The sequence below is a fragment of the Microbacterium sp. STRO-1N genome, assembly GCF_057748015.1.
Window position 1 is genome coordinate 2,748,288 of the sequence record NZ_CM173234.1, and the last position, 26,994, is coordinate 2,775,281.

At 67.9% G+C, this 26,994-nt stretch carries 30 protein-coding genes and 1 tRNA gene; 20 read left to right on the forward strand and 11 right to left on the reverse strand.

The features are described from left to right. The first annotated feature begins 40 nt into the window (after window positions 1–40). Entirely contained in the window at window positions 41–886 is an 846-nt protein-coding gene (locus tag AC3ANJ_RS13335) for a LuxR C-terminal-related transcriptional regulator (protein ID WP_488316715.1), read from the forward strand. A gap of 49 nt (window positions 887–935) precedes the next feature. Beyond that, on the forward strand, window positions 936–1,283 hold the full coding sequence (locus AC3ANJ_RS13340) for a histone-like nucleoid-structuring protein Lsr2 (RefSeq protein WP_488316716.1): 348 nt from the start codon (window positions 936–938) through the stop codon (window positions 1,281–1,283). A 56-nt stretch (window positions 1,284–1,339) separates the two neighbouring features. Here the strand turns inward: AC3ANJ_RS13340 and AC3ANJ_RS13345 are convergent, their stop codons facing one another. After that, entirely contained in the window at window positions 1,340–1,987 is a 648-nt protein-coding gene (locus AC3ANJ_RS13345; protein ID WP_488319283.1) for a MarR family winged helix-turn-helix transcriptional regulator, read from the reverse strand. 92 nt (window positions 1,988–2,079) lie between these two features. Between AC3ANJ_RS13345 and idi the strand changes: the two genes are divergently transcribed. The 8 genes from idi to AC3ANJ_RS13385 are packed head-to-tail and all read left to right on the forward strand — an operon-like array spanning window position 2,080 to window position 9,929. After that, entirely contained in the window at window positions 2,080–2,601 is a 522-nt protein-coding gene (gene idi, locus AC3ANJ_RS13350) for an isopentenyl-diphosphate Delta-isomerase (RefSeq protein ID WP_488316717.1), read from the forward strand. Window positions 2,602–2,603: 2 nt separating this feature from the next. Next, the gene (locus AC3ANJ_RS13355) at window positions 2,604–3,686 is read left to right on the forward strand and encodes a polyprenyl synthetase family protein (RefSeq protein ID WP_488316718.1); all 1,083 of its coding nucleotides are present in this window, start codon (window positions 2,604–2,606) and stop codon (window positions 3,684–3,686) included. Continuing rightward, entirely contained in the window at window positions 3,683–4,597 is a 915-nt protein-coding gene (locus tag AC3ANJ_RS13360; protein ID WP_488316719.1) for a phytoene/squalene synthase family protein, read from the forward strand. Before AC3ANJ_RS13355 ends, AC3ANJ_RS13360 begins: the two co-directional genes overlap by 4 nt. After that, on the forward strand, window positions 4,594–6,189 hold the full coding sequence (gene crtI, locus AC3ANJ_RS13365; RefSeq protein ID WP_488316720.1) for a phytoene desaturase family protein: 1,596 nt from the start codon (window positions 4,594–4,596) through the stop codon (window positions 6,187–6,189). The genes AC3ANJ_RS13360 and crtI overlap by 4 nt, the downstream gene beginning before the upstream one ends. Continuing rightward, window positions 6,189–6,521: a lycopene cyclase domain-containing protein gene (locus tag AC3ANJ_RS13370; RefSeq protein WP_488316721.1), complete on the forward strand. Its 333-nt coding sequence runs from the start codon at window positions 6,189–6,191 to the stop codon at window positions 6,519–6,521. The genes crtI and AC3ANJ_RS13370 overlap by 1 nt, the downstream gene beginning before the upstream one ends. Then, window positions 6,518–6,847 carry a lycopene cyclase domain-containing protein gene (locus AC3ANJ_RS13375; RefSeq protein ID WP_488316722.1) on the forward strand — a complete coding sequence of 110 codons (330 nt, stop codon included), beginning with the start codon at window positions 6,518–6,520 and terminating at the stop codon, window positions 6,845–6,847. Before AC3ANJ_RS13370 ends, AC3ANJ_RS13375 begins: the two co-directional genes overlap by 4 nt. Continuing rightward, window positions 6,844–7,704, forward strand: coding sequence for a prenyltransferase (locus AC3ANJ_RS13380; RefSeq protein WP_488316723.1), 861 nt, complete (start codon window positions 6,844–6,846; stop codon window positions 7,702–7,704). Before AC3ANJ_RS13375 ends, AC3ANJ_RS13380 begins: the two co-directional genes overlap by 4 nt. 44 nt (window positions 7,705–7,748) lie before the next feature. Then, entirely contained in the window at window positions 7,749–9,929 is a 2,181-nt protein-coding gene (locus AC3ANJ_RS13385) for an MMPL family transporter (protein WP_488316724.1), read from the forward strand. A gap of 6 nt (window positions 9,930–9,935) precedes the next feature. Here the strand turns inward: AC3ANJ_RS13385 and AC3ANJ_RS13390 are convergent, their stop codons facing one another. Further along, the gene (locus AC3ANJ_RS13390) at window positions 9,936–10,733 is read right to left on the reverse strand and encodes an ABC transporter ATP-binding protein (protein WP_488316725.1); all 798 of its coding nucleotides are present in this window, start codon (window positions 10,731–10,733) and stop codon (window positions 9,936–9,938) included. Next, complete coding sequence (locus AC3ANJ_RS13395; protein ID WP_488316726.1) at window positions 10,730–11,398, reverse strand: FadR/GntR family transcriptional regulator; 669 nt, start codon at window positions 11,396–11,398, stop codon at window positions 10,730–10,732. Before AC3ANJ_RS13395 ends, AC3ANJ_RS13390 begins: the two co-directional genes overlap by 4 nt. A 163-nt stretch (window positions 11,399–11,561) precedes the next feature. Between AC3ANJ_RS13395 and AC3ANJ_RS13400 the strand changes: the two genes are divergently transcribed. The 6 genes from AC3ANJ_RS13400 (at window position 11,562) to AC3ANJ_RS13425 (ending at window position 15,996) form a co-directional block, all read left to right on the forward strand. Continuing rightward, window positions 11,562–13,184: a 2-isopropylmalate synthase gene (locus AC3ANJ_RS13400; protein ID WP_488316727.1), complete on the forward strand. Its 1,623-nt coding sequence runs from the start codon at window positions 11,562–11,564 to the stop codon at window positions 13,182–13,184. A gap of 41 nt (window positions 13,185–13,225) precedes the next feature. Beyond that, complete coding sequence (locus AC3ANJ_RS13405; RefSeq protein WP_488316728.1) at window positions 13,226–13,969, forward strand: gamma-glutamyl-gamma-aminobutyrate hydrolase family protein; 744 nt, start codon at window positions 13,226–13,228, stop codon at window positions 13,967–13,969. 54 nt (window positions 13,970–14,023) lie between these two features. Further along, window positions 14,024–14,419, forward strand: a complete 396-nt coding sequence (locus tag AC3ANJ_RS13410; RefSeq protein ID WP_488316729.1) for a hypothetical protein — start codon at window positions 14,024–14,026, stop codon at window positions 14,417–14,419. 68 nt (window positions 14,420–14,487) lie between these two features. Then, window positions 14,488–15,159, forward strand: coding sequence for an NUDIX domain-containing protein (locus AC3ANJ_RS13415; protein WP_488316730.1), 672 nt, complete (start codon window positions 14,488–14,490; stop codon window positions 15,157–15,159). A 100-nt stretch (window positions 15,160–15,259) separates the two neighbouring features. Next, window positions 15,260–15,409 (forward strand): hypothetical protein, encoded by a 150-nt coding sequence (locus AC3ANJ_RS13420; protein ID WP_488316731.1) that lies wholly within the window; start codon window positions 15,260–15,262, stop codon window positions 15,407–15,409. 17 nt (window positions 15,410–15,426) lie between these two features. Continuing rightward, window positions 15,427–15,996: a DapH/DapD/GlmU-related protein gene (locus tag AC3ANJ_RS13425; protein ID WP_488319284.1), complete on the forward strand. Its 570-nt coding sequence runs from the start codon at window positions 15,427–15,429 to the stop codon at window positions 15,994–15,996. 68 nt (window positions 15,997–16,064) lie between these two features. On the opposite strand, the gene AC3ANJ_RS13430 is transcribed toward AC3ANJ_RS13425, so the two are convergent. From AC3ANJ_RS13430 to AC3ANJ_RS13450, 5 genes are all read right to left on the reverse strand, one after another. After that, window positions 16,065–17,177 carry a fatty acid desaturase family protein gene (locus tag AC3ANJ_RS13430; protein WP_488316732.1) on the reverse strand — a complete coding sequence of 371 codons (1,113 nt, stop codon included), beginning with the start codon at window positions 17,175–17,177 and terminating at the stop codon, window positions 16,065–16,067. A 130-nt stretch (window positions 17,178–17,307) separates the two neighbouring features. Further along, window positions 17,308–17,382: transfer RNA gene (locus tag AC3ANJ_RS13435), tRNA-Arg, on the reverse strand. 37 nt (window positions 17,383–17,419) lie between these two features. Continuing rightward, window positions 17,420–17,917, reverse strand: a complete 498-nt coding sequence (locus tag AC3ANJ_RS13440; RefSeq protein ID WP_488319285.1) for an HNH endonuclease — start codon at window positions 17,915–17,917, stop codon at window positions 17,420–17,422. A 316-nt stretch (window positions 17,918–18,233) separates the two neighbouring features. Continuing rightward, complete coding sequence (locus AC3ANJ_RS13445; protein ID WP_488316733.1) at window positions 18,234–19,064, reverse strand: M23 family metallopeptidase; 831 nt, start codon at window positions 19,062–19,064, stop codon at window positions 18,234–18,236. 262 nt (window positions 19,065–19,326) lie between these two features. Continuing rightward, the gene (locus AC3ANJ_RS13450; protein WP_406249361.1) at window positions 19,327–20,028 is read right to left on the reverse strand and encodes an iron-dependent transcriptional repressor DtxR; all 702 of its coding nucleotides are present in this window, start codon (window positions 20,026–20,028) and stop codon (window positions 19,327–19,329) included. Between the two features lie 100 nt (window positions 20,029–20,128). Between AC3ANJ_RS13450 and serC the strand changes: the two genes are divergently transcribed. After that, window positions 20,129–21,241, forward strand: a complete 1,113-nt coding sequence (serC, locus tag AC3ANJ_RS13455; RefSeq protein WP_488316734.1) for a phosphoserine transaminase — start codon at window positions 20,129–20,131, stop codon at window positions 21,239–21,241. A gap of 78 nt (window positions 21,242–21,319) precedes the next feature. Here serC and AC3ANJ_RS13460 read toward each other — a convergent pair whose 3' ends face one another. After that, a complete protein-coding gene (locus AC3ANJ_RS13460) occupies window positions 21,320–21,940 on the reverse strand; it encodes a DUF3027 domain-containing protein (RefSeq protein ID WP_488316735.1) in 621 nt (206 codons plus the stop codon). After that, a complete protein-coding gene (locus tag AC3ANJ_RS13465; RefSeq protein WP_406249358.1) occupies window positions 21,924–22,304 on the reverse strand; it encodes a cold-shock protein in 381 nt (126 codons plus the stop codon). Before AC3ANJ_RS13465 ends, AC3ANJ_RS13460 begins: the two co-directional genes overlap by 17 nt. Before the next feature lie 93 nt (window positions 22,305–22,397). Between AC3ANJ_RS13465 and AC3ANJ_RS13470 the strand changes: the two genes are divergently transcribed. From AC3ANJ_RS13470 to AC3ANJ_RS13480, 3 genes are read left to right on the forward strand one after another with little or no spacing between them, the layout of a single operon-like run. Then, window positions 22,398–22,673, forward strand: a complete 276-nt coding sequence (locus tag AC3ANJ_RS13470; protein ID WP_488316736.1) for a multidrug ABC transporter ATPase — start codon at window positions 22,398–22,400, stop codon at window positions 22,671–22,673. Window positions 22,674–22,675: 2 nt separating this feature from the next. Further along, the gene (locus AC3ANJ_RS13475; protein WP_488316737.1) at window positions 22,676–24,382 is read left to right on the forward strand and encodes a helicase-associated domain-containing protein; all 1,707 of its coding nucleotides are present in this window, start codon (window positions 22,676–22,678) and stop codon (window positions 24,380–24,382) included. 39 nt (window positions 24,383–24,421) lie between these two features. Next, window positions 24,422–26,065, forward strand: coding sequence for a DNA repair helicase XPB (locus tag AC3ANJ_RS13480; protein WP_406249355.1), 1,644 nt, complete (start codon window positions 24,422–24,424; stop codon window positions 26,063–26,065). On the opposite strand, the gene AC3ANJ_RS13485 is transcribed toward AC3ANJ_RS13480, so the two are convergent. After that, entirely contained in the window at window positions 26,066–26,971 is a 906-nt protein-coding gene (locus AC3ANJ_RS13485; RefSeq protein WP_488316738.1) for an alpha/beta fold hydrolase, read from the reverse strand. It lies immediately after the preceding gene. Window positions 26,972–26,994 lie beyond the last annotated feature (23 nt).

Sequence of the window (26,994 nt, forward strand, 5' to 3'; positions counted from 1 at the left end):
GGGCGCAGGGCCGTCACCCCCGAAAGTAGGTATCCCCGCAGTGTCCAGTGAGACCGACGCCGAGCTCGTCGCCCAGGCTGTGCGCGAGCTGGCCAGACGCACGCGCTTCCCGGTCGCCTTCGGCGGCTTGATCGAAGACGGCGAGGTCTCCGTCACCAGCATCGTCGGCAATCGCACGCACGCGCTCGAAGGGCTGCGTGTCCGGCCGGAGCGCGGACTGGGCGGTCGCGCCCTGACGGAGCAGCGCCCCCGGATGACCAGCGACTACCGCACCTCGCAGCAGATCACGCACGACTACGACGGCTTCGTGCTCGGCGAAGGGCTGCGCACCCTGCTCGCGATCCCGATCGTCGTCGGCGGCCGGTCGCGAGGCGTCCTGTACGCCGGCGCATGGGAGCAGTCGCCGGTCGGCGGGGTCACGACGGCTCCGGCCATGAGCGTTGCGGATGCCGTGAGCACCGAGCTGCGCATCCGCGACGAGGTCGGTCGCCGCCTGCAGTCGATGGCGCCACCCACCCCTGGATTCTCCCCCTCGCATCGCGAAGAGCTGCGCGAGAGCTTCGCCGAACTGCGCAGCATTTCGGCGTCCGTGGCCGACGAGGAACTGCGTGCCCGGCTGAGCGATCTCGAAAGACGTTTGCTCGTCATCGCCGGTGATGCCGTTCCCGCAACGACGGGGCCGATCCCGCGCGTGCACCTGTCACCGCGCGAGACGGATGTGCTCGCGTGCGCGGCGCTCGGCGCGACGAATGCAGAGATCGGAACACAGCTCGGCCTGCGCGAGGGCACGGTCAAGGCGTACCTGGGCACGGCGATGTCGAAGCTGGATGCGTCTACTCGGCATGCCGCAGTGGCACGCGCGAGGCGCATGGGCCTATTGCCCTGAATTCCTCGATTCCTTGTCATGCGCATTTCCCGGCGAATAGGATGGGGAAATGGCTCGACGAATTGTGCATCAACTGGTTGACGACATCGACGGAACGCTTCTCGAGGTGGGCGAGGGTGAGACTGTTCATTTCTCACTCAACGGCATCTCCTACGAGATCGATCTGACGACCGACAATGCGCAGGAATTGCGTTCCGTCCTGGAACCGTACATCGCCGCGGGGCGTCGTTCGTCCGTGGCGGGCGCCGCGCGCACGAGTGCGGCGCGAAAGCGCGCCGGTTCGCGCAACCCGGAGACGTCGGCGATCCGGGAATGGGCGAATGCGAACGGACACAAGGTGTCCGAGCGCGGTCGCATTCCGGAGACGGTGCTCGAGGCCTACCGCGCCGCGCACTGAACTTCTCAACGGCAGGAGCGCTCCGGCGCTCCTGCCGTTTCCGTTGCGAGGATCTCTTACGGCGTAGGCGCCGAATGAGCTCCATCCTTCGCCCATGACTCGTCGCGCAGGGTGATCTCGTCGGTCATATCGACCAGGAATCGAGTCACTACTTCTCGCTCTGCCGGAGAGAGACGCGCCGCCGCATTGAATCTCTTCGCCTGCTGCCGGCCGACCGTCTCCATAGCCGCCCGGTGCGTCTCGGGAGAGATCGTGATCGCCAGCGCGCGTCGATCCGTGGGATGCGCCGACCGCACGATGTGTCCGCCGCGTTCGAGCCGATCGAGAAGCTTCGTCGTCGACGCGCTGGAGATCGACAGGTGCTGAGCGATTCCGCCCGGCGTCGCTATGACGCCCTGATGCGTGCAGACGATGAGATAGTGCAGCGCGCGCATGTCGGTCTCGTTCAACCGCATGAAGCGACGGGATGCCTCCGAAAGTCGTTGCTCGGCCTCACGCAGCCCACCCAGCGCCTTCATGATTCCCGTGATCTGGCGGACGTCCTCGTCCGCCATGCCTGAGCGGTCGACGAGCATCTGCCGCGGATCCGACGAATCCACGTCGTAGATCGCACCGCTGTCCAGGCCGTCGCGTGTCGCGGACGGACGGTCGGCGGACGGACGGTCGGCGGACGGCACCGCCGGTTCCCTCACGCGATCATCCATGGACACCTCGCTACTTTACTCTCGGCTTTTCTTCATGCTAGCTTTATTTCTTGCCTGGCTAGCAATACACGATTCTAGAGGAAGAAGGCCGCATGGAGCTCGTGACCCTCCTCGACGAGGCAGGATCCGCTGTCGGCACTGCCCCCAAGGAAGAGGTGCACACGGAATCGACGCCGTTGCACCTCGCCTTCTCCTGTTACGTACTCGATCGAGAGGGCCGATTGCTGATGACCCGTAGAGCGCTGTCGAAGCGCACGTGGCCCGGAGTGTGGACCAACAGCTTCTGCGGCCATCCGCGTCCCGGGGAAGACATGACCGAGGCGGTCATGCGACGTGGCGCCGAGGAGCTCGGCGCGCAGCCTCGTGACGTGACCATGGCGCTTCCGGTGTTCCGCTACCGGGCCATCGATGCCAGCGGAATCGTCGAACACGAACTCTGTCCTGTGCACGTGGCACGCGTCGACGAGGCCATCGCGCCGGATGCGGCGGAGGTGATGGAGTGGGCCTGGGTACTGCCGGCTGACCTCGGCACGGCGCTCGTCAGCGCACCCTACGCGTTCAGCCCATGGCTGCGTGAGCAGTTCCCGCAGCTGCGCGCGGCCGGGAGGATCTGACGATGACCACCACCCTGGCCGGAGAGGACATCCGGGCGCAGATCGAATCGCGCGTGCAGCGCGTGTTCGACGACCGCGTCGCGCGATCGGCTCCTTACGGTGCGGAGTACACCGCACTCTGGGAGGCCGCAGCCGAGAGCGTGCGGGGCGGGAAGCTCCTCCGTCCGCGGCTCCTCGTCGAGATGCACGCCGCGCTGCTCGGTGAGCGGAGCTCCCGGTCTCGCGTCGACGACGACGCCCTGATCGAGATCGCCGCAGCGATCGAGATCCTGCACTACGCCTTCCTCCTACATGACGACGTGATCGACGGCGATGCGCATCGACGTGGCAGACCCAACCTCATCGGCCTGCTGCGCGATGCCCGCCCCGACCTCGGGACGAAGGCGGCTCAGCACTTCAGCAGCACCGGCGCGATCCTCATGGGCGATCTGCTGCTCTCGACCGTGCATCAGATGTTCGCGCGGTTGGATTCGGACGGGACCGCGCGAAGCCAGCTGCTCGATCTGCTGGATCACACGATCACGGAGACCGTCGCGGGCGAGTATGCGGACGTCGCGCTGAGCGATCGTGCGATCACGCCGGATCTGCAGACGATCCTGACGATGACAGCGCAGAAAACCGCAACCTACACGTTCGAGTTCCCCCTCCGCGTGGCCGCCGTCGTCGCCGGTCTGCCCGCGGATACGGAAGCCGCCCTCGCCGCGATCGGCCAGCATCTCGGAGTCGCGTTCCAACTCCAGGACGACGCATTGTCGGTGTTCGGAGACGCCGCGGAGCACGGAAAGGAACCGTACTCCGACCTCCGCGAGGGGAAGGAGACCGCGATGATCGCGTATGCACGACTGACGAGCGCCTGGCACGCGATCCAGCCTCGGTTCGGCGACGCCGCCCTCACGGCGCGGGACGGCGCGGAGATCAGGGACCATCTGCGACGATGCGGCGCCGATTTCTACCTTCGACATCTCATCGATGAGCGGATCATCGCCGCGCGGTCGACCATCCTGGCGGAAGCCACTCCCCTGCCCGCCGCCGCACGGGAGACGCTCCTGACGCTGGCGGATCGCATCGAGGGACGTCTGTCGTGAACGCGCCGACGCCCCCGGACAAGACCCCCTCGCTCACACGGTTCACGCGCACGGCCGAGAGCGCATCGACGGATGTGATCCACGCCTATTCGACCTCCTTCGGTCTCGCCACGCGCCTGCTCGGCCGGCGCCACCGTCAGCACATCCGCAATGTCTACGCCATGGTGCGCATCGCCGACGAGATCGTCGACGGCGTCGCCGGCGAAGCCGGTCTGGACGCGGACGCCCAGCGCGCCGCTCTGGACGCCTACGCCGACGAAACGCATCGCGCCATGCGGACCGGATACAGCAGCAACGTCGTGGTGCACGCCTTCGCGCGCACCGCGAAAAGATGCGGCATCGATGCCGATCTGACGGAGCCGTTCTTCGCATCGATGCGCGCCGACACCCCTGTCGGCGCGGGCGACGACGATGCGGTGCACATCTACGACGCCGCGGCGCACTCCCGGTACGTCTACGGTTCGGCCGAGGTCGTCGGACTCATGTGCCTCCGGGTCTTCCTTCAGGGCGCCCGTCCTTCCGAGGAGGATCGGAGGCGACTGGAATCCGGTGCACGCCAACTCGGCGCCGCGTTCCAGAACGTGAACTTCCTCCGCGACCTCGGCGACGACACCGATCGACTCCAGCGCGGCTACCTCAGCGCCGAGCGCCTGACCGACGCGCGCCGGGACGAATGGGTCCGCATCGTCCGCGCGCAACTGGACGACGCGCGCGCGGCGATCCCGCTGCTGCCCCGCGATGCGCGCGCCGCCGTCCGCAGCGCGCTGTCGCTGTTCGACGCCCTCGCCGACCGAGTGGGACGCACTCCCGCTTCGGACCTGTACGAACGCCGCGTCAGGGTGCCCGATCCCGTCAAGCTCCTGCTCACCGCGCGTGCCGTCCTCGTGACCTGGCTGGAGCCGCGGCGGTGAGCCGGGCGATCGTCATCGGCGGCGGGATCGCCGGTCTCGCCACGGCCGGGTTGCTGGCTCTCGAGGGATATCGGGTCACCGTGCTGGAACGCAACGATCGGACCGGCGGCCGCGCGGGAACGCTCGACCGGGAGGGGTTCCGTTTCGACACCGGCCCGTCCTGGTACCTCATGCCGGGTGTCTTCGACCACTTCTTCGAACTGATGGGGACGACGACCGCGGAGCAGCTGGATCTGGTCCGGCTGGACCCGGCGTACCGCGTCTTCTCCGAGCCGACCGACGGCGGTCCGGCGTCGTCGGTCACGGTACCCGCGGGTGCGGATCGCGTCCGCGCCCTCTTCGAGGAGCTCGAACCCGGCGCGGGTGCCCGACTCGACGACTATCTGTCGTCCGCGGCCGAGGCCAACGACATGGCGGTGCGGCGGTTCCTCTACAACCCGTTCACTCGACTCTCGTCGCTGGCCTCATCGGACGTCCTGCGCCGGCTTCCGCGGCTGGCGATGCTGCTGACGGGTCGCCTGGATGCCTTCGCCGCCCGCCGGTTCCGGCATCCGGTGATCCGTCAGATCCTCGGCTACCCGGCGGTCTTCCTCGGAACAGATCCTCGACACGCACCGGCCATGTACCACCTGATGAGCACGCTCGACCTCGACGAGGGCGTGCAGTACCCGCAGGGCGGGTTCTGGGGGGTCTCCGAACGCATCCGCGCACTGGCGGAAGAAGCCGGCGCTGACGTCGTGCTGGATGCCGAGGTGACCGCGATCCTCACCGAGCCGTCCTCCGGGAAGGAACGCGCGTACGGCGTGCGCTGGCGCGACCCGTCCGGCGTCGATCACCTCGAACTCGCCGATGTCGTGGTGTCCGGCGCCGACCTGCACCACACGGAGACCGCACTGCTGCCCGAGCGCCTCCAGACGTATCCCGCGCGCTGGTGGCGCCGCCGGACGAGTGGGCCGGGGGCGGTGATCGTCATGCTCGGCGTTCGCGGTGCTCTTCCCGAGCTCCCGCACCATTCCCTGTTCTTCGCCCGGGATTGGGACACGAACTTCGACGCGATCTTCGGCGCCTCGTCACGCATCCCCGATCCGGCGTCGCTGTACGTCTGCAAGCCTTCGGCGACCGACCCAGACGTCGCGCCGGACGGGCACGAGAACCTCTTCGTGCTGATCCCCGTACCCGCCGACGTGGAGATCGGGTCCGGCGGACCGGACGGGACGGGGTCGACGCTCGTCGAGCGCGCCGCGGATGCGGCGATCGACGTGATCTCGCAGTGGGCGGGGATCGATGATCTTCGCGATCGCATCGTGGTACGCGAGACGCTCGGTCCGACGGACTTCGCCCGCGACTACCACTCCTGGCGAGGCGGGATGCTGGGACCTGCGCACCTCCTGTCGCAGAGTGCGATGTTCCGAGCGCAGAACGCCTCGCGCACGGTCGACGGCCTCTACTACGCCGGCGCGACGACCGCGCCGGGCGTCGGAGTGCCGATGTGCCTGATCAGCGCCGAACTCGTGCTGAAGCGGATACGCGGCGATCACAGCACGGGGCCCACCTCGCCGCGGGCCGCCGCTATCGCCCGGAAGACGAGCTGATGGGCGTCGCGTATCTCCTCGCGCTGCTGGCGAGCCTCGGGTGCATGCTCCTCATCGACCGCCGGTTCCGGCTGTTCTTCTGGCACGACGCCCGCTCGGCGTTCGCCGTCACGCTCATCGGCCTGGCCTTCTTCCTCCTCTGGGACGCCGCAGGAATCTCGCTGGGCATCTTCCTCCGCGGCGGGAGTCCGCTCGCCACCGGCATCCTGCTCGCACCGGAGCTGCCGATCGAGGAGCCGGTGTTCCTCGTGTTCCTCGTGGTGTGCACGATGGTCCTCTACACCGGAGCGGCGCGTGTCCTCGCGCATCGACGACGTCAGGACGCGTCGTGACGTACTCCGTGCTCGCCCTCGTCTTCCTGGGGCTGGCCGTGGTCGGCGCCGTGACGGCGATGTTCGCGGCCCGGCGCCGACCGGATCTCCGCGCGGTCGGGATCGCTCTGGCCGCCCTCCTGCTGCTGACGGCGGTGTTCGACACGATCATGATCGGTGTCGGCTTCTTCACCTACGCCGATGCGCATCTGCTCGGGGCGCGGATCGGGCTCGCGCCGATCGAGGACTTCGCCTATCCGATCGCCGGTGTGCTCCTGCTTCCGGCGATCTGGACGCTGCTGCGCACCCGGCGGTCCCGAGCGGCCGAGAGGAAGGTCGCGCCATGAGCACGATCCGCACACTCCTGCTGGCATCCCGTCCGATCAGCTGGATCAACACCGCTTTCCCGTTCGGCGCGGCGTACCTGTTGACCACCCGCGAGATCGACCTCGTGTTCGTCGTCGGCGTGCTGTACTTCCTCGTCCCATACAACCTCGCTATGTACGGCATCAACGACGTGTTCGACTACGCATCCGATCTGGCGAACCCGCGCAAGGGGGGAATCGAGGGAGCCCTGCTGCCGCCGAGGCTGCATCGCGCGACCCTGTGGACGGCGGCCGCGACCAACGTGCCGTTCCTTGTCTTCCTCTTCGCGATGGGGAACGCGGCGTCGGCGGCCTGGCTCCTCGTGAGCGTCTTCGCCGTGATCGCCTATTCCGCACCTCCGATGCGCTTCAAAGAGCGGCCAGTGCTCGACTCGATCACCTCGAGCACCCACTTCGTCAGCCCCGCGGTCGTCGGGCTCGCGATCGGCGGCGCGGCCGTGTCGCTCGATCTCGTGCTCCTCATGCTCGCCTTCTTCCTGTGGGGCATGGCCGCTCACGCGTTCGGCGCCGTCCAGGACATCCTCCCCGACCGGCAGGCGGGGATCGGTTCGATCGCCACGGCACTCGGCGCCCGGTTCACCGTTCGACTGTCGATCGTGCTGTGGGCGGTCGCCGGCGTGGTCGTGCTGCCGACGGGCTGGCCCGGCGCGTGGTCCGCCGTGCTCGTGATCCCGTACATCGTCAACGCGGCACCGTGGTGGAACGTGACGGATGACACCGCGGCATCCACGAACCGCGCGTGGCGCCGGTTCATCGCACTGAACTACGCGGCCGGGTTCCTCGCCACCCTGATCCTCATCCTCGCCTGGCTGGGCTGACGCCACCCGACGTCCCCCATCGACGACTCCTCCGAAAGGCTCTCATGTCCCGCTCCACCGATCCCGCACCGGCGACCCGCGCCCGGATCCGCAAGCACTCCTGGGCGCGCGTTCTCGTTCCCGTCGCGCTGATCCTGATCTGGCTCGTCGGAGCATCGTTGGGCGGCCCGCTCTTCGGCAAGGTCGACGAAGTGTCGTCCAACGACCAGACCAGTTACCTGCCGGAGAGCGCGGACGCCACGACCGTGCAGAAGCTCCTGGGCGAGTTCAACGACACCGATGCGATCCCGGCCATCGCCGTCTTCGTCGGCGATACGGAGCTCTCGGACGCGGATGTCGAGCAGATCTCGGATGCCGTGGCGGATGCGCCCGGTATCGAAGGCGTCGGCGATGACGTGTCCCCCGCTCTGGTCTCCGAGGACGGGCTCGCCGCTCAGGCGTTCATCCCCGTGCTCAGCGACGCGGACCTCGGGGATACGGTGGCCGACCTCGAGACGAACCTCCAGGACGCCGCACCACCAGGTGTCACCGTCTACATCACCGGACCCGCCGGCTTCAGCGCGGACCTCGTCGCGGGGTTCGCCGGGATCGACGGACTCCTCCTCGGCGTCGCACTGCTCGCCGTCCTCGTCATCCTCGTATTGGTCTACCGCTCCTTCCTGCTGCCTGTCGTCGTGCTCGCCACGAGCCTGTTCGCGCTGTGCGTCGCACTGCTCGTGGTGTGGTGGCTCGCGAAGGCCGAGATCCTGCTCCTGAGCGGCCAGACCCAGGGCATCCTGTTCATCCTCGTGATCGGTGCCGCCACCGACTACGCGCTGCTGTTCGTGGCGAGATTCCGCGAGGAACTGCGCTCGACCAAGGACACCGGAGCTGCCGTCCTGCTGGCCTGGAAGGGTTCCTTCGAACCGATCCTCGCCTCCGGCGGAACCGTGATCGCCGGACTGCTGTGCCTCCTGTTGAGCGACCTCAAATCGAACAGCACACTGGGACCCGTCGCCTCGATCGGCATCGTGTTCGCGATGCTCTCGGCGCTCACGCTGCTGCCGTCGCTGCTGCTGCTGTTCGGGCGCGCGGCATTCTGGCCGCGTCGCCCCGTGTTCGAGCCGGAAGTCGTGGCAGCCGAGAACGGCATGCCCCGCACGGGTCTGTGGGTGCGGCTCGCCGGCCTCATCAGCCGTCGGCCACGCGTCATCTGGATCGTCACGACGCTCGTCCTGCTCGTCGGCGCGCTCGGCGTGACCCAGCTGAACGCCTCCGGCGTCCCCCAGTCAGACCTCGTGCTCGGCTCCTCCCAGGCGCGCGAGGGCCAGCAGGTGCTCGGCGAGCACTTCCCGGGCGGATCAGGCAGCCCGGCCTATGTCGTCGTCGCCGAGGATTCCCTGCAGGATGCCGCAGACGTCCTGCTCGCTGACGACGGCGTCGAATCCGTGACCGTGACGTCGGCGGACTCTCCGAGCGGTTCGGCGCCGGTCACCGAGGACGGCGTCCAGGCCGTCGGCGCGCCGGGCAGCCCGATCCCGCCGCCGACGACCGTGGACGGCGACGTCCTGCTGCAGGCGACGCTGTCGGATGCCGCGGATTCGGACGCCGCCGCATCCACCGTCCGAGACCTGCGCACGGAGCTCGAGGACCTGGACGCGCTGGTGGGTGGTGTGACAGCGACGGCGATCGACACGAACGATGCGTCGATCCATGACCGCAATCTCATCATCCCTGTGATCCTCGTGGTGATCATGCTGATCCTCATGCTGCTGCTGCGCTCGATCCTCGCTCCAGTGCTGCTGATCCTCACCACGGTGCTGTCGTTCGGCACGGCCATGGGCGTCTCGGCGCTGGTGTTCAACGGGATCTTCGACTTCCCCGGCGCCGATCCCGCGGTACCGCTGTACGGGTTCGTCTTCCTCGTCGCGCTCGGCATCGACTACAACATCTTCCTCATGACCCGCGTACGGGAGGAGTCGCAGAAGCACGGCACGCGCGACGGCATCCTGCGCGGTCTCGCGATCACCGGCGGGGTGATCACGTCCGCCGGGCTGGTTCTGGCCGCCACGTTCGCCGCACTGTCGGTGATCCCGATCCTGTTCCTCGTGCAACTGGCGTTCATCGTGGCGTTCGGCGTCCTGCTGGACACGTTCGTCGTCCGATCGCTCCTCGTCCCGGCGCTCGCCTACGACATCGGTCGTACGATCTGGTGGCCGTCGCGGCTCGGGCGCGGTGAGCGCTGAGCGGCCTCAGACCACGGCGCGTCGACGGGTCCTGGCGCTCCAGCGCCCTTCGTCGTGCGCGACGTCGATCGGATGCCGGAATGCCTCCGAGATGACCTCGGACGTGATCGTGACCGCCGCCGGGCCCGCCGCGACCACGCGCCCGTCCGCGATGACCATGGCGTGCGTCGTCGACTCCGGCAGCTCCTCGAGGTGATGCGTCACGAGCACAGACGCCAGGTCGCCATGGGTGCGGAACAGGAGGTCGATCGTCTCGAGCAGCTGCTCGCGCGCGGCGACGTCCAGGCCGGTGGTCGGCTCGTCGAGAAGCAGCAGCGCGGGGTCCGGTGCCAGTGCGCGCGCGATGAGCGAGCGCCCGCGCTCTCCCTGGGACATGGTCGGCCAGAGGAGCTCCGGACACGAACCGAGCCCGACCATGTCGATCAGTTCGGCGGCCCGATCGCGCTCGGCATCCGTCGGATTCCATCTGATGGCCCGGTCGATGGTTCCGGTGAAGCCCGTGAGGGCGACCTCCAGCGGCGACAGCGGCATGCGGATCGGATGCCGGGGATTCACGTGTCCGATGTGCCGACGCAGCTCCTGCATGTCGACCCGGCCCAGGCGGCGTTCGAGAACATCGACCGTGCCGGTGCTCGGGTGCTCCTGCGCGCCGCAGAAGCCGAGGATCGTGCTCTTGCCCGCACCGTTCGGCCCGAGCAGCGCCCAGTGCTCGCCACGCCGCACCACGAGATCGATGCCGTGCAGGATCTCCTTGCCGTTCCGGCGGAAAGTGACCCCCTCCAGCCGCAGGACCTCGTCGGTCATCCCAGTGCCTCCTTCAGGCGGAGCAGATGCGCTCTGCTCTCGGATGCCGCGGTGACCGCGTCCTTGGACGAGACGGCGTCGGCGAGCCGCGCATGGCGGTCGTGATCGTCCGGCCCGCCGCGATCCGAACGCAGGCGCAGCATCTCGATCATGGCCTGGCGCAGCCGCGGCGTGAAGCCGTCGAACAGCTCGAGCAGGATCGGGTTGTGCGCGGCGACGAGGATGCTCCGGTGGAATGCGGTGTCGGCGTCCACGTGCGCCTCGAGCCCTTCGGCGGCGTTGTCGCGCGCGGCGAGCGCCTGTCGGATGGCGCGCAGATCCGCTGCGGTCCGCCGCTCGGCCGCCAGTGCCGCGGCCTCGGCCTCGATCGCGATCCGCGCCTCCAGAACGGCGACGATGTCGGCGCGGCGCAGCACGGCATCCCAGTCCTCCGGGGCGTCCAGCGCCATGACGAACACTCCTGAGCCCTGCCGAGTCGCGAGCACGCCGCGCCCCGCGAGCTGGCGGATGGCCTCCCGGATGGTCGACCGTCCGACGCCGAGCTGCGGCGCCAGCGTCGTCTCGCCGGGGAGCTTCTGACCGAGCTGCCATTCTCCGGAGCGGATGCGTTCGAGCAGGAGATCGGCAGCCTGGTCGGCGAGCGGTGTGCGTTGGATCTGCGCCATGCACAGCATCCTAACTTGTCAACTTGTCTGAGGAGTTGCTACGGTGTCAACCATGCGCACGGGACTCCTCCTCCTTCTTCGCCACGGCGAGGTCTAGCCAGACCGGTTCCTCGTCGTGGCGCACGGGAGCGCCGGTCGATCCGCTTCGATCTCCGAGGAATCCATGTCCCGCTCGTTCCCCACCCTGTCCACACCCGCAGGCGCCATCCCGGATGGCTCGCCGTCCTGGAACCGCCAGCGCGCCTCGCAGATGCCGTCGCACCGCTACTCGTCGGTGTTCGATCGCGTCGCCGTCCCCCTGACCGAGCGTTCCTGGCCGACCGAGCATCTCACCCGGGCGCCGCTGTGGGTGCCGGTCGATCTGCGCGACGGCAACCAGGCGCTCGCCGAGCCCATGGATCCGCAGCGCAAGCGCCGCTTCTTCGAGCTGCTCGTCGCCATGGGATACAAGGAGATCGAAGTCGGGTACCCCTCGGCATCCGAGACCGACTTCGAATTCGTCCGTCTCATCGCCCGGACCGACCTGGCATCGGAGGACGTCACGATCGTCGTGTTCACCGCCGCGCGCCGTGACCTCATCGAACGCACGATCGCGTCGATCCGCGGCATCCGCAATCCGGTCGTCGTCCACGTGTACACGGCAACGGCGCCCATGTGGCGCGACGTCGTCCTCGGGCGCGGTCGCGACGAGCTGAAGCGTCTGATCCTGGATGCCGGACGCGATGTCCTCGAGCTCGCAGGCGACCTGCCGAACGTTCGCTTCCAGTTCTCGCCGGAGGTCTTCAATCTCACCGAGCCGGACTATGTGCTCGAGGTGTGCGACGCGATGACGACGCTGTGGGACGCCGCGCCCGAGCGTCCGGTGATCCTCAACCTCCCGGCGACCGTCGAAGTCGCCACTCCGAACGTGTACGCCGACCAGATCGAGTACATGCATCGCCACCTCGCCAGGCGCGATGGCGTGATCCTGTCCGTCCACCCGCACAACGACCGCGGCACCGGCATCGCCTGCGCAGAGCTGGCGGTGCTGGCCGGCGCGCAGCGCGTCGAAGGATGCGTCTTCGGCAACGGCGAGCGCACCGGCAACGTTGACATCGCGACTCTCGCACTGAACCTGCATGCGCAGGGCGTCGACCCGATGATCGACTTCTCCGACATCGACGAGATCCGCAGGACGGTCGAACACTGCAATCGGATCGATGTGCACCCCCGGCATCCGTACGTCGGAGATCTCGTGCATACGGCCTTCAGCGGCACGCACCAGGACGCGATCCGCAAGGGGATGGCCGAGCACCGCGCGCGGGCGGAGGCCGAGGGCATCCCCGCCGGCGAGGCGACGTGGCGCGTGCCGTACCTGCCGGTCGACCCCGCCGACCTCGGGCGGGACTACGATGCCGTGATCCGGGTGAACTCCCAGTCCGGCAAGGGCGGCATCGCGTATCTGCTGGAGACCGCGTCCGGCATGACGCTGCCTCGCCGGATGCAGATCGACTTCGCCCGCCACGTGCAGGAGCACACCGATGCGAGCGGTGACGAGGTCAGCGCCGCACAGCTCTGGGAGCTGTTCGTCGAGACGTATCTGACGGACGAGGAGCCGGCCGAGGCGGATGCTCTCGCCCGCCACGTCATGCGTGCGTTCAACGGTGAGGAGTGGACGCTCGTCGAGACCCGTGCGTCTGACAGCATCCGCTGGTGCGCTGTGCGCAGGCCGAAACATCTCGGAAACGGTGGCGACTCCGATGCGCAAAGCAGGGCGGACAGGATGGAGGTCATCCCACAGCATTAGGGTCCGTGTGGGTGACACGGACGAGGATGACCGGAGTCGCAATGCCCCTCACCACGCGCCGAGTCGCGCTCCTCCATCTCCGGACGCGCCGCCCGTACGCCGCCCGATACCAGGCCGAGTTGGATGTCCTGAACACGTCGGCGGCGAAGGCCGTGAGCGCCCTGGGATGGGAGCCGGAGCTGATTCCGACCGCCGAGCTGCCGACGGCGGACACGCACGCCGCAGCACGACGGGCTGATCTGATCGTGCTGATGGGCGGTGAGGATGTCGACCCTCGGCTGTACGGCATGCAGGTCGACTATCCGGGTTCCGGACATCACGAGCCGCGCACTGACAGCACGCACATCGCGGTCGTCCTCGAAGCGATGCAGCAGCGCCGGCCGGTGCTGGGGATCTGCCGGGGGATGCAGGTGATCAACGTGGCCCTCGGCGGGACGCTCGTCCAGCATCTGCCGACTGTGGAGCGGCACCGCGGCCCGACCGGCATCGACCCGTTCGTTCGGACCGTCGTCCGGCTGGAGCCGGACACGGATCTGGATGGCGATGTGGATGCCGCGTTGAGAGTGCGCTGCACCCACCATCAGGCGGTCGACGTGCTGGGCACCGGGCTGCGCGTCGCCGCCCGCTCCTCGGACGGCGTCGTGGAGGCTGTGGTCCATGAGTCGGCACCGATCACCGGGGTGCAGTGGCACCCGGAGCATCCGGCCACCGCCACGCAGCAGCTGGTCCCGCTGCTGCGTCGGCTGGACCGCCAGGCGGAGCGGGTACCCGCGCGCACGCGTTGAACGGTTCCGCGTGCGATAACGTTCAGGAATGCAGTATTCGCCCCGATCTGAATCATGAATGCGGTCGACATCGTCGGCACGGTCGGCGAACTCATGTCTTGGATCGGTCTGATCGCAGGAGTGCCCCTGCTGATCCTCGCGCTCATGATCCGCGTGGCCGAAGGCGCGTACGCGCCCACGACCGTGACGCTCGTGGATGGCGTCGATGATCGTCGGTTCGCGATGTGGAGCGCTGGCGGCCGCACGTGTGCGCGGGTGCTGAGTCCGCACGAGCAGACGACGAGATCCGACGGCACCTCGGTCACCGGCTACGTGTCCACCAGGGATCCGGAGCGCATGCGCCTGGATCGACGTTCTCCCGCCGTGCGCACCTGCTTCATTCTCGCCGCCGTGACGCTGGGCGCCGCCGTGCTCGGCTTCGTGGTCTCTCTGCTGCCGCTCGTGATCTGAGGACGACGCCGTCGCGTCCAGGCACGAGCCGGAATGATGCGGACAGGGTGCTGAACTACGCTACGACCATGTTCACGACTCGACCCGGCATCGACATTCCCGACCACCGCGGCCGCACCGGCCTCGATCAGCAGGGACGGATGCTCGACCGCAATCCGGACGTCGCCGTTCGAGAGGTCGATCTCGTGTCCGACGGCTGGCACGTCCTGCGCCGGACCACTTTCGACTTTCGACGGCGCGACGGAAGCTGGTCGACGCTTCAGCGCGAGACCTACGATCGCGGCGACGGCGCGACGATTCTGCTCCACGATGATGTGCGATCAACCGTCCTGCTCACCCGGCAGTTCCGCTACCCCGCGTACGTCAATGACCACCCCGATGGGATGCTCATCGAGGCGGCGGCCGGGCTGCTGGATGACGACGATCCCGTCACCGCGATCCGACGAGAGGTCGCCGAGGAGCTCGGCGTCGAAGTCGGTCCCGTGACGCCTGTCTTCACGGCCTACATGAGCCCCGGTTCGGTCACCGAGAAGGTGCACTTCTACTCGGCGGCCTACAGCCCCGGCGATCGAACGAGCGCCGGGGGCGGTGTCGTCGCCGAGGGCGAGGACATCGAAGTCCTCGAGTTGCCGTTCGCCGAGGCGCTCGCGATGGTCCGAGACGGACGCATCGTCGACGGCAAGACGATCATGCTGCTCCAGTGGTGGGCTCTCGAGGGTCGGCCATCACCGCGCATGTGAAAGGGCTGCCGACCGAGAGCCGGCGCGACTACGTGACATCCCGCGAGTTCTGGACCGGACACTCCAGGACTGGTAGTCCGAGTTCCTCGCCGTCGGAGCGATGGTCGCGTTCTCGACCTACCTGCAGCGCGGATCGAGCGAGTGGAAGCCGGTCGGCGTTCCGCACGGCGTGAGCGGCGTCGAGTCCGAGGACGGATGCCCTGATAGGGCGTCCCTCCTCTGCGATGCGCGGCCTACCCTGAGGGGATGAGCGACCACGCCGCACGGATGCCCCTCTCCGATCTGCTCCACGCACTCAACGCGGGCGAGACGATCACCGGCAATTCGTCCTTGCACAGGGTGATGCATGAGACGAGTCAAGATGCGCTGCGGATCTGCGCCGAGCTGAACGGCGGCTATCACGAACCCGGCCGGGTGCGAGAGCTGCTGTCGGAACTCATCGGCGCGGCCGTGGACGAGTCCGTGACTCTCTTTCCTCCGTTCTCCACGGACTTCGGCAAGAACATCGCGCTCGGATCGCGGATCTTCATCAATTCGGGGTGCCGATTCCAGGATCAGGGCGGCATCACCATCGGCGACGACTGCCTCATCGGACACAACGCTGTGCTGGCGACACTCAATCACGACCTCGACCCCGCGAAGCGCGCCGATCTGCATCCTGCGCCGATCGTCATCGGCCGCAACGTGTGGATCGGGGCGAACGTCACGGTCCTCCCCGGCGTCACGATCGGCGAGAACGCCGTCGTGGCCGCAGCATCCGTCGTCACGAAGGATGTCCCTGCCGACACGGTCGTCGTCGGCTCGCCGGCTCGCGTCGCCCGGAGGATCACCGTCTGACGCCCGGATGCCGCGAACCGCCGCTCCGGTCGCGGCGGAACCCGGACGGCTGCCGCCGGGGCCGCGCATCAGCCCAGGACGGGGCGCGCGACTGATCCGATCGCCTCCCTCTGCTCCACCAGCGGACAACTGAAGACATCGCGCTCGCCCAGCCCGACGCGATTGATATATCCCACGACGATCCGGTAGGAGGCGATCAGTCGAATACTCGTGTACGGCACGTCGTGCTCTCGGCAGTAGGCCTCGATCATCGGAGCCGCGCGACGCAGGTGCGGGCGCGGCATCGACGGGAAGAGATGATGCTCGACCTGATAGTTGAGGCCGCCCATCGCCGCATCGAGGAACCGGCCACCACGGATGTCGCGGCTCATCATCACCTGACGGCGAAGGAAATCGAGCGTCATGTCGCGAGGCACGATCGGCATCCCCTTGTGGTTCGGCGCGAAGGCGACGCCCATGTAGAAGCCGAACAGCCCCAGCTGCACCGCGAGGAACACGAAGGCGATTCCAGGCGAGAGGACGATGAACACCAGGACCAGGTAGCCCACCATCCGGATGCTGAGGAAGCTGATCTCCACCCACCGCCGCTCCAACCGTCCTCGCGCGAACACGCGCCGGACGCTCGACGCGTGCAGCGAGATACCTTCGAACAGCAGGATCGGGAAGAACAGCAGACCCTGATGGGCACGCAACCAGCCGATCAGCGGCCCCCGCGTCGGCGTCGCCTCTGCCGTCACCACGATGACCGGGAGCTCGAGGTCGGGGTCTGCGCCGAGCTTGTTGGGGTTGGCATGGTGGCGGGTGTGCTTGTGCTGCCACCACCCGTAGCTCATGCCGACCAGCAGATCGCCGAGGACGATGCTGATCCAGTCGTTCCAGCGGCCGGATACAAAGATCTGCCGATGCGCGGCATCGTGGCCAAGGAAGGCGATCTGCGTGAAGACGATTGCGAGCACGGCGGCGGTGAACAACTGCCACCAGGTGTCGCCGATCCAGATGAACCCGATGAGACACAGCGCCACGGCGAGTGGTGCCGCCACCAGCTTCGTCCAGTAGTAGCCGTATCGACGGCGCATCAGCCCGCGATCGCGGATCTGCTTCGCCAGCTCCGTGAATGTGCTCGACGCGCGGCGTACCTCACTGCGCTGACCCGTGTGGATGGTCGGACGGATGGCGTCCATGATGGTCTCTTCTCCAGCGGAGCTGAACCATGCGGAACACTCCGCCTTTCCATCCTGACGTTACGCCTCGAACCTGGATGCGTTCACAGTATCGGCGACGATCACGAGGCGAAGTACGCTCGTGTGAGCATGGTGCCCCTGGAGGGACTCGAACCCCCAACCGTTTGCTTAGGACGCAACTGCTCTTCCATTGAGCTACAGAGGCTGGCCGGACCAGTCTACCCAGGCTTCAGCGCAAGCCCTCACGCCGCCAGCGCGAGATACGGCTCCCAGCGCGGGTCGCTGCGCTCGGTCCCGCGCACGGTCCATGCGGTGTTGTGCGGCGGGCGCGGCGTGAACCGAAGCTCCCACCCCATCTCCTGCGGCGTTCGGTCGCTCTTGACGTTGTTGCAGCGCAGGCAGCAGGCGACGAGGTTCTCCCACGAGTCCGCTCCCCCGCGCGAGCGCGGCAGGATGTGATCGATCGTCGAAGCCGCCTTGCCGCAGTAACCGCAACGGTGGTTGTCCCGACGCAGGACTCCGCGTCTGGTCACCGGCACCCTTCTGCTCGACGGCACGCGCACATAGCGGCTCAGGATGATCACCACCGGACGGTCGAATCTGCCGTGGCTCGCCCAGACGGGGTCGCCTTCGACATGCTCTATGACGGTCGCCTTATCGTTCATCACGAGCACGAGCGCTCGTTTGAAGGACACCACAGCGAGTGGCTCGTATCCGGCGTTCAGGACCAGTGTGCGCATCATCTTCCTCTCGATACGCCGGGACGGCTTCCCGGCACTCTCGACTCACACGAGGCCGCACGGGTGGAGGAATTCTGCACGCAGGGACGAAAAAAAGCGCCGTCTCTAGAGACAGCGCCTTTCGCGCACGGCTGCACCGTGGCATCCCTGCGGGCAATGCCGAAGCACCAGAAGGCCGAGCGCATCCATGGTTCGGATGCTCGGTATTCGGTCCATCAGCGACTCCCGCCTGTGCGACAACGGGAACAGGCTAACCCATCCACCTGTGTACGGGCGAAAACACCCGGTGAACGATGGACGGCGTGTCGACGACGGGTCAGGCCGGGGCGCCGTTCGCGTTCAACCAGCCGATCGGCTCGACCAGGCTGCCGCCGATGCGCACCTCGAAGTGGAGGTGGTTCGCCGTCGAGCGACCGGTGCTTCCCATGAATCCGATCAACTGACCGGCCTGCACGGTCTGACCGGCCTGAACCTGGCGCGAACCGTAGATCATGTGGCCGTAGAGCGTCGAGACCTGCTGCCCGCCGAGGACGTGGTCGATCACGACGCCGACGCCGTAGCCGTAATAGCTGTCGGTCGAGATGCGGACGGTTCCGGCCGCTGCCGCGTAGAGCGGAGTGCCGGCGTCGCCGACCATGTCGGCGCCGTTGTGGCTGCCGCTGAGCGTACGGCTGACGTAGTAGCCGCCACCGACCGGGTTGCGGACGTCACCGGATCCGGGAGCGACGAGCGCGACATCGCCGGTGTTGTAACCGCCGCCACCGGACGAGGCCGCCGCGGCCTTCGCCGCCGCCTCTGCGCGGGCGGCAGCCGCTTCTTCGGCCTTCTTCTGGGCGATCTCATCGGGAGTGGTCGCCGAGTAATTGCCGCGGTCCATCGGAGCGGCGGTGGCCTCGGATGCGACCACGAGCGACTGCGCATCGTCCATGGCGACCTGCTGCAGGGTCGTCGTCGCTTCGGTCGTCGGTGTGGTCGACGCGTACGCCGGCAGAGCGACTGCTGCGACCAGTGCGCCGACGGCGCCGAAGATGGCGATCGAACGCAGTGGCTTCTTCACGGACAGCTTGCGCCCGCTTCGACCAGCGCCGCGACGGGCGGGGGTGCGATCTTCAGATGTCTTCTCGGGCGATTCGATGTCTGTGGCCAAGATCAGTGATCCTCCTGCGCCTCGGCGCTCGGGTTGCGCTGGCTCGTCGGCACTCTGCTATCGGGGCACGTGTAGCTTCGGGCACTGTGCGATCGTCTCCCGCGAAGACGACGAGCCGGTGAGGCGATCTTCGCGGTCATCGCCCGCGGGCTTCCTTCGCTGACGACTTGACCGAGGTTACCGGAAGATAACGATTCTGTCACCCTGCCAACCTGGCAATCCTCCGAAGGCGAGTGCGACAGCCTCCGGAACCCGCGAGGAATCAGGCCTCGTCGCGTACCAGGAAGATGTGCGACGCCAGTTCGACCGGCAGCTCGAGACCCTCGTCGTTGCCGTCCATCTGGATCAGCACGTAGCCCTCGTTGTACCGATAAGTGCCGTGCGCTCCGGGGACGACACCCGCGTCGCGCAGCTGCTGGAGCAGCTCGGGGTCGACCTGCGCCGGCTCCGCGAGTCGGCGCACAGTGCCGTCTGCGGACTCCTCGGCGGCGTTCAGCTTCTGCACGAGACCGATCACGCCCTCGTCGAAGGTCCGAGCCGGCACATCGCCGAGCTGATCGAGTCCGGGGATCGGGTTTCCGTATGGCGACTCGGTGGGATGGCCCAGCAGTTCGACGAGGCGGCGCTCGACCTGCTCGCTCATCACGTGCTCCCAGCGGCATGCCTCATCGTGGACGTAGGCCCAGTCCAGGCCGATGACGTCGGAGAGCAGGCGCTCGGCGAGCCGGTGCTTTCGCATGACGTCGACAGCCTTGCGGCGGCCGGCGTCGGTCAGCTCGAGCGTGCGGTCCTCGGAGACGACGACGAGCCCGTCGCGCTCCATGCGTCCGACCGTCTGCGACACTGTCGGGCCGGAGTGGCCGAGGCGCTCGGAGATGCGCGCGCGCAGCGGCACGATGTTCTCCTCCTCGAGTTCGAGGATGGTGCGGAGATACATCTCCGTGGTGTCGATCAGGTCGGTCATCTGCCCCTCCGAAAGTTCTTAGGCAAGCCTACATTCCCGTATGGGGATCAGCGTCGTCACGGGGAGAAACGGCCGAGCACCCCGGGCCTAGAATCGACCCATGGCGATCGAGATTCCCCGTGACCTCCTGCCCGTCGACGGCCGCTTCGGCTGCGGTCCGTCCAAGGTGCGCCCCGCGCAGCTGGAGGCGCTGCTCTCATCCGGCGCGTCGATCCTGGGCACCTCGCACCGGCAGGCTCCAGTGAAGAACCTCGTCGGCAGCGTCCGCGAGCAGCTCGCGACCCTGTTCCGGCTTCCCGAGGGCTACGAGATCATCATCGGCAACGGCGGTTCGACCGCATTCTGGGATGCCGCGGCGTTCGGACTGATCCAGAACCGCGCCCAGAACCTCGTCTTCGGCGAGTTCGGCGGAAAGTTCGCCAAGGCCGCGGCCGCACCGTGGCTGCAGGCTCCGGACGTGCGCAACGCCGAACCGGGATCCCGCGCCTCCGCAGAGATCGTCGAAGGCATCGACGTGTACGCGTGGCCGCACAACGAGACCTCCACCGGTGTCGCCGCCCCCGTCGATCGCATCGCGGCCGACGGCGCCCTCACCGTCATCGACGCGACGAGTGCGGCCGGCGGCATCGACTTCGATGTGACGCAGGCGGATGTCTACTACTTCGCCCCGCAGAAGAACCTCGGCTCAGACGGCGGCCTGTGGTTCGCTGCGGTCTCCCCCGCGGCGATCGAGCGCATCGAGCGCATCGCGGCATCCGACCGCTACATTCCCGAGTTCCTCAGCCTGAAGAACGCCGTGGACAATTCGCGGCTGAACCAGACGCTGAACACCCCTGCGCTGACGACACTGCACCTGCTCGACAGCCAGCTGCAATGGATCAACGGCAACGGAGGTCTCGCGTGGGCCGGAGCCCGCACTGCTGAGTCCTCCCAGGCTCTGTACGACTGGGCGGAGGCGTCCGACGTCGCGACGCCGTACGTCACCGATGCGGCGCATCGCTCCCCCGTCGTCGCCACGATCGACTTCGACGACAGCATCGATGCGGCCGCGATCGCCAAGACCCTGCGCGCGAACGGCATCGTCGACACCGAGCCGTACCGCAAGCTCGGCCGCAATCAGCTGCGCGTCGCGACCTTCGTCTCGATCGAGCCGGACGATGTGCGTCAGCTCATCCGCTCGATCGACTACGTGCTCGCGAACTCCGAGGCGTAACCCGCCAGACGACAGAACTGCCCCGCATCTCCGAGGAGACGCGGGGCAGTTCTGTGCTCCGTCACGGGGAGGGCGAGGTCACTCCTCTTCGTCGGCAACCGACGCGGCTGAGTCCTCGTCCTCGTCCTCGGACTCGTCGTCGGAATCCTCGGACTCGTCCGGCTCCTCGTCCTCCACGGAATCGTCGAGTTCGTCGATGTCGACGCCGTCGAGGTCGCCGGCATGCAGTCGCGGCGAGATCACACCGTCCTCATCGTCGCCGTCGAAGTCCTCGTCGTCGGAATCGTCTTCGTCTTCGATGTCCTCGTCGTCGACATCCTCTTCGTCGTCGTCCGTGACCGCTTCGGATGCGACGGCGGCGGCCTGTTCCGCGAGCTCGGCCTGGTGCGCACGGTATTCTGCGAGACGCTCGGCCCACGGCACCCAGTCCGGCGCGAGAAGCGCACCGTCACCGGGAAGCAGCTCGACTTCGAGCACGGTCGGATCGGCGTCGTCGACGGCGGCGACCGTCACGGTCCAGAACCAGCCGGGGTAGCCGCCGAGGCGGTTCTCGAATCGCAGGGACACCGAGCCGTCCTCTTCGACCACGTGGCCGGCGGCAGGGCCGACGGTCGACGGGGACGTGATCTCATGCAGCGCAGCCAGCGCGAGATCACGGGCGTCGATCAGACGCGCATCGGGCTCAGGCGTCGAGGTCATCAGCCACCTTGCGCAGCACTGCCGCGATCTTGCGACCGTGGCTCGAAGAGGGATAGCGTCCGCGGCGCAGATCGCCGCCGATGCCGTCGAGAAGCTTCACGAGATCCTCGACGATGATCGCCATGTCGTCGGCCGGCTTGCGCTTCGCCTTCGCGAGGCTCGCGGGGGCCTCGAGCACCCGCACCGAGAGCGCCTGCAGTCCGCGCTTGCCGTCGGCCACGCCGAACTCGACGCGGCTTCCGGTCTTCACGGTGGCGCCCGTCGGCAGGGCGGAGGCGTGCAGGAAGACATCCTGGCCGTCATCGCTGGCGATGAAGCCGAACCCCTTCTCGTCGTCGTAGAACCTGACCTTGCCGGTGGGCATGGAGAACCTCACTGTATTGCTATCGGAAATCTCAGGTGCGCCAGCGCGCACCTGCCTCGATCCTACCGGGAACAAGGGACTAGGCTGAGTCTGATGAGCACGCAGAATTCCGGATCGGACGTCCCGGTCCGCGCAGTGGATCGGATCCTGGCCTTCACCGCGCTCGCGTTGGCCGCCCTCTCGGTCATCTGCTTCTTCGCGATCATCATCGGAACGGCCGTCGGGATGTACCACGAGGACTTCGCGAACGGTCTCTGGCCCTTCATCGCCGGTGTCCCGCAATGGGGTCTGCCGATCGCCTTCGTGCTGATCATCAGCCTGCTCGTCATGAGCTTCGCCCGGAAGGGCCGCGCGAACAAGCGCTCCTGACGATGAGCACGCATGCCCGCCCGCTCGCCGTGTGGCTGGCCGCCGCCTCGGACGCGGAACTGGAGCGTCTGTTCGCCGGGCGCGGAGTCCGCCCGGATGCCGCGTGGAACGACTTCTTCGACGTGGCCGAGGCTCTGCTCGATCCCGCCTCCGTCGACCGCGCCGTCTCGACGCTCTCCCGAGAGGATGCCGCAGCGATCGCAGGCATCGCCGAGGGAAAGGATGCCGGGGCCCCCGTCGACCGCCTCATCGCCCTGGGCCTGATCGATCCGGACGGCGGGTTGTTCGCGCCTGTGGCCGAGTCCCTATCCGGTCGCGCACCGGTCCCGGCCGCCGACAGCGGCACCGCGACCGCGGCATCCGATGACGCGTCAGCGCGGGCAGCGGAGCTCGCGTTCGCGACCGTCGGCCGGCTCGCCGACCTGCTCCTCGCCGCCCGCGAGGCGCCACTCGCGCTCCTCGCGACCGGCGTGCTCGCCGCAGGCGAGAAGAAGCGTCTCACCGAGATCGGGATCGACTCCGAAGATGCAGACGAGTTGCGGGCCATCGCCGCCGATGCCGCGCTAGTGCGCACGCATGAGCGACGCGTGCTTCCCGCGGCGGCAGCGGAGGACTGGCTCCGGCTGCCGTTCGCGGACCGTTGGACGCGACTGGTGACGGCATTCCGATCGGCGCTGCCCATCGGCATCCGCATGGGTGCCGGATGGCTGCCGCCCGCGGACTGGCGAAGCGCCTATCCGTGGGATGCCGCCTGGCCAGTGCGCGAGCAGCGCCTGCAGCGCCGCGCACGCCTGCTCGGGCTGATCGCGGACGACGACACCGAGCCGGTGTGGTCGGCGCAGCTCCGGCAGGGCCGGGATGCCGATGCGGAGCCGCTCGGACGGCACGTCCCCGCCGAGGTCGACCGGGTGTTCCTGCAGAACGACCTCACCGCGATCGCTCCAGGACCGCTCCAGCCCGCACTCGACGTGCGCCTGCGCAGCATGGTGGAACGGGATCCGGCGCAGTCCTCCTCTTATCGCTTCACGGCCGAATCCATCACGCATGGACTCGTGGAGGGTGAGACCGAGGCCTCGATCATCGAATTCCTCACTGCGCTGTCCCTCACGGGTGTGCCGCAGCCGCTGGCCTACCTCGTCACCCAGACGGCTCAGCGTCATGGCCTCGTCCGCGTGTGGGCTTCGGAGACCGGCACGATCGTCACGAGCAGCGACTCGCACCTCATCGAGACCATGAGCGTCGACCGCAGCCTGCGCCCTCTCGCGCTGACCGCCGAAGACGGCATGCTCGCCTCGCGCGTCCGCGCCGAGACCGTGTACTGGGCGCTCGTGGACGCGCGCTACCCGGCAACCCTCGTGGACGACGAGGGGCAGGCGATCTCCACCCGTCGTGCACCGGCCGTCGACGATGCACCGACGCAGAGCGCTCCGTCGTATGCGGCGCTCATCGCGCGACTCCGCGAGCACCAGGGTCCTGACGCCGACGCGGCGTGGCTCGATCGGGAACTCGAAGCGGCCGTCCGGCAGCGTGCCGTGGTCATCGTCGAGGTCGGCATGCCGGACGGCTCGTCGCGCGAGCTGACTCTCGAAGCCAGTGGACTCGGCGGTGGCCGCCTGCGCGGCCGCGACCGCGCCGCCGACGTCGAGCGGACGCTGCCGGTCTCCAGCATCCGATCCGCGCGGATCGTGGATGCGAGCGCCGAGCACTGACCGCGCCGCGCACGGCCGAGCGCAGTAGACTGGTCAGCTATGTCTGATGGCCCTTTGATCGTCCAGAGCGATCGCACCGTCCTGCTCGAGGTCGCCCACCCGGATGCCGAGAGCGCTCGCCACGAGCTGGCCATCTTCACCGAGCTCGAACGCGCCCCCGAGCACATCCACACGTATCGGATCACGCGCCTCGGCCTGTGGAACGCGCGCGCCGCCGGACACAGCGCAGAGGACATGCTGGACACGCTCGAGCGCTGGTCGCGTTTCCCCGTGCCGCCCTCGGTCTCCGTCGACCTCAAGGAGACCGTGAGCCGCTACGGGCGTCTCACGATCGAGCGCGACGACGAAGGCACACTCATCCTGCGCTCGATCGACCCCGCTGTGCTGACGCAGGTCGCGAACAACAAGCGCATCCAGCCCCTGCTGGTCGGACATCCCACCCCGGACACGTACGTCGTCGACGCCTGGGCACGCGGACAGATCAAGCAGGAGCTGCTGAAGATCGGCTGGCCGGCCGAGGACCTCGCCGGCTACACCCCTGGCACACCGCACGAGATCGATCTGGCAGAGGACGGCTGGCACATCCGGCCGTATCAGCAGGATGCCGTCGACGCGTTCTCGAAGGACGGCTCCGGCGTCGTGGTGCTTCCCTGCGGTGCCGGGAAGACGATCGTCGGTGCCGGTGCCATGGCCGCGACCAAGACCACGACGCTGATCCTCGTGACGAACACCGTCTCGGCCAGGCAGTGGCGCGACGAGCTGCTCAAGCGCACCTCGCTCACTCCTGAGGAGATCGGCGAGTACTCCGGACAGGCCAAGGAGGTCAAGCCCGTCACGATCGCCACGTATCAGATCCTCACGGCCAAGCGGAAGGGCGAGTACGCGCACCTGGCGCTGCTGGACGCGCTGGACTGGGGCCTGATCGTCTACGACGAGGTGCACCTTCTCCCGGCTCCGGTGTTCAAGCTGACCGCCGACCTGCAGGCACGACGCCGTATCGGTCTGACCGCGACGCTCGTACGCGAGGACGGCCGCGAAGGAGACGTGTTCAGCCTGATCGGCCCCAAGCGGTTCGACGCCCCGTGGAAGCAGATCGAAGCGCAGGGCTTCATCTCCCCCGCCGCCTGCTATGAGGTGCGCGTGGATCTGCCGCCGAACGACCGCCTGGAATACGCGGCCGCCACCGACGACGACCGCTACAGGCTGGCAGCCTCCGCACCTGCGAAGATCGACGCCGTGCGAGAGCTGATCGCCAAGCACCCCGGCGAGCAGATCCTCGTCATCGGGCAGTACCTGGATCAGCTCGAGACCCTGTCCGAGGCGCTGGACGCTCCGCAGATCACCGGTGCGACGCCGGTCGACGAGCGCGAGGCCCTCTACCGTGCCTTCCGCGAAGGCGAGATCTCGCTGCTGGTGGTCTCGAAGGTCGCGAACTTCTCGATCGATCTGCCCGAGGCATCCGTCGCCATCCAGGTATCCGGATCGTTCGGCTCCCGGCAGGAGGAGGCGCAGCGTCTCGGTCGCCTCCTGCGGCCCAAGCAGTCGGGGCACACCGCAAGCTTCTACACGCTCATCGCCCGCGACACGGTCGATCAGGACTACGCCCAGAACCGCCAGCGCTTCCTCGCCGAGCAGGGCTACAGCTATACGATCCTCGACGCGGACGAGCTCGCCGCGGCCTGATCATGCCGCCCGGCCTTCGCTCTCGAACCATTCCAGAGCGAGCCGGATGACCTCATCCGGGGCGTCATCCGTGATGAAATGCGCCGCATCGTCGACGAACGCGAGTTCGAAGCGGTCCGCATGCAGTGCGTTCTTCCGGCAGATGCGCCGCGCCGTGGGCTCGGCGAACGGCCCGTCCTCGCGTCCGAAGACGACGAGAGTCGGCGGATGCAGTCGCATCCGCTTGTAGACGCCGCTCATGAGGCGGAAGGAGACGGGGATCACGAGGCCGCGGTACAGCTCTCGCACCGCCCGCTCGACCTCAGGGCGCTGGTGAGGGAGCAGGTACGCCTCTCTCGTCGCCTCGGACATCGGCTGCGCCATGTAGCGCGGGCTGAAGAGGTAGCGCAGCGATCGGCCAGGGCGATGCATGAGCAGCGCCGGCATGTGCGCGAACGCGGGCATCACCTTCGGGGTGAACTCCATGAAGCCCGGCGGCACCGCGAGCTGGACGATCGTGCGCACCCGCTCCGGCTGCAGATAGGAGAGCTGCATCCCCGAGATCGCCCCCATGTCGTGGCAGACGAAGTGCGCTCGCGGGATGCCGAGCGCATCGAGCACGGCGATGACGTCGTCGCGTTGTGAGTCGGGGCCGAAACGCGGGTCCGCCGCCCGAGTCCAGCCGGAGCCGCGCAGGTCGGGGCAGATCACCCGGTACCCGCGCGCCGCGATGGCGGGCGCGATGATCCGCCACTGCCACCAGTGCCCGGGGAAGCAATGCAGCAGCACGACGGGATCCCCGCGCCCGATGGAGGCGACATGGGTACGCAGCCCTGGGGTCTCGACGACGACGTGGTCGAACCCTTGGGCGGCGGGAAGCGGCGGTGACCACTCCTCTCGCACCGGAACCTGCGGGTCAGCGTCCATGATGTCCTCCTTGTTCGGGAGAT

What these genes read in the sequence shown, in the direction of transcription:
- AC3ANJ_RS13450 (WP_406249361.1), bottom strand. Translation starts at nt 20,028, where the DNA reads ATGACCGACCTGATCGACACCACGGAGATGTATCTCCGCACCATCCTC.
- AC3ANJ_RS13420 (WP_488316731.1), top strand. Translation starts at nt 15,260, where the DNA reads ATGGTCGCGTTCTCGACCTACCTGCAGCGCGGATCGAGCGAGTGGAAG.
- AC3ANJ_RS13475 (WP_488316737.1), top strand. Translation starts at nt 22,676, where the DNA reads ATGAGCACGCATGCCCGCCCGCTCGCCGTGTGGCTGGCCGCCGCCTCG.
- AC3ANJ_RS13465 (WP_406249358.1), bottom strand. Translation starts at nt 22,304, where the DNA reads ATGCCCACCGGCAAGGTCAGGTTCTACGACGACGAGAAGGGGTTCGGC.
- AC3ANJ_RS13380 (WP_488316723.1), top strand. Translation starts at nt 6,844, where the DNA reads ATGAGCACGATCCGCACACTCCTGCTGGCATCCCGTCCGATCAGCTGG.
- AC3ANJ_RS13390 (WP_488316725.1), bottom strand. Translation starts at nt 10,733, where the DNA reads ATGACCGACGAGGTCCTGCGGCTGGAGGGGGTCACTTTCCGCCGGAAC.
- AC3ANJ_RS13355 (WP_488316718.1), top strand. Translation starts at nt 2,604, where the DNA reads ATGACCACCACCCTGGCCGGAGAGGACATCCGGGCGCAGATCGAATCG.
- AC3ANJ_RS13415 (WP_488316730.1), top strand. Translation starts at nt 14,488, where the DNA reads ATGTTCACGACTCGACCCGGCATCGACATTCCCGACCACCGCGGCCGC.
- AC3ANJ_RS13430 (WP_488316732.1), bottom strand. Translation starts at nt 17,177, where the DNA reads ATGGACGCCATCCGTCCGACCATCCACACGGGTCAGCGCAGTGAGGTA.
- AC3ANJ_RS13485 (WP_488316738.1), bottom strand. Translation starts at nt 26,971, where the DNA reads ATGGACGCTGACCCGCAGGTTCCGGTGCGAGAGGAGTGGTCACCGCCG.
- AC3ANJ_RS13400 (WP_488316727.1), top strand. Translation starts at nt 11,562, where the DNA reads ATGTCCCGCTCGTTCCCCACCCTGTCCACACCCGCAGGCGCCATCCCG.
- AC3ANJ_RS13340 (WP_488316716.1), top strand. Translation starts at nt 936, where the DNA reads ATGGCTCGACGAATTGTGCATCAACTGGTTGACGACATCGACGGAACG.
- AC3ANJ_RS13370 (WP_488316721.1), top strand. Translation starts at nt 6,189, where the DNA reads ATGGGCGTCGCGTATCTCCTCGCGCTGCTGGCGAGCCTCGGGTGCATG.
- AC3ANJ_RS13410 (WP_488316729.1), top strand. Translation starts at nt 14,024, where the DNA reads ATGAATGCGGTCGACATCGTCGGCACGGTCGGCGAACTCATGTCTTGG.
- AC3ANJ_RS13345 (WP_488319283.1), bottom strand. Translation starts at nt 1,987, where the DNA reads ATGGATGATCGCGTGAGGGAACCGGCGGTGCCGTCCGCCGACCGTCCG.
- AC3ANJ_RS13460 (WP_488316735.1), bottom strand. Translation starts at nt 21,940, where the DNA reads ATGACCTCGACGCCTGAGCCCGATGCGCGTCTGATCGACGCCCGTGAT.
- AC3ANJ_RS13395 (WP_488316726.1), bottom strand. Translation starts at nt 11,398, where the DNA reads ATGGCGCAGATCCAACGCACACCGCTCGCCGACCAGGCTGCCGATCTC.
- AC3ANJ_RS13440 (WP_488319285.1), bottom strand. Translation starts at nt 17,917, where the DNA reads ATGCGCACACTGGTCCTGAACGCCGGATACGAGCCACTCGCTGTGGTG.
- AC3ANJ_RS13405 (WP_488316728.1), top strand. Translation starts at nt 13,226, where the DNA reads ATGCCCCTCACCACGCGCCGAGTCGCGCTCCTCCATCTCCGGACGCGC.
- AC3ANJ_RS13470 (WP_488316736.1), top strand. Translation starts at nt 22,398, where the DNA reads ATGAGCACGCAGAATTCCGGATCGGACGTCCCGGTCCGCGCAGTGGAT.
- serC (WP_488316734.1), top strand. Translation starts at nt 20,129, where the DNA reads ATGGCGATCGAGATTCCCCGTGACCTCCTGCCCGTCGACGGCCGCTTC.
- AC3ANJ_RS13425 (WP_488319284.1), top strand. Translation starts at nt 15,427, where the DNA reads ATGCCCCTCTCCGATCTGCTCCACGCACTCAACGCGGGCGAGACGATC.
- AC3ANJ_RS13385 (WP_488316724.1), top strand. Translation starts at nt 7,749, where the DNA reads ATGTCCCGCTCCACCGATCCCGCACCGGCGACCCGCGCCCGGATCCGC.
- idi (WP_488316717.1), top strand. Translation starts at nt 2,080, where the DNA reads ATGGAGCTCGTGACCCTCCTCGACGAGGCAGGATCCGCTGTCGGCACT.
- AC3ANJ_RS13480 (WP_406249355.1), top strand. Translation starts at nt 24,422, where the DNA reads ATGTCTGATGGCCCTTTGATCGTCCAGAGCGATCGCACCGTCCTGCTC.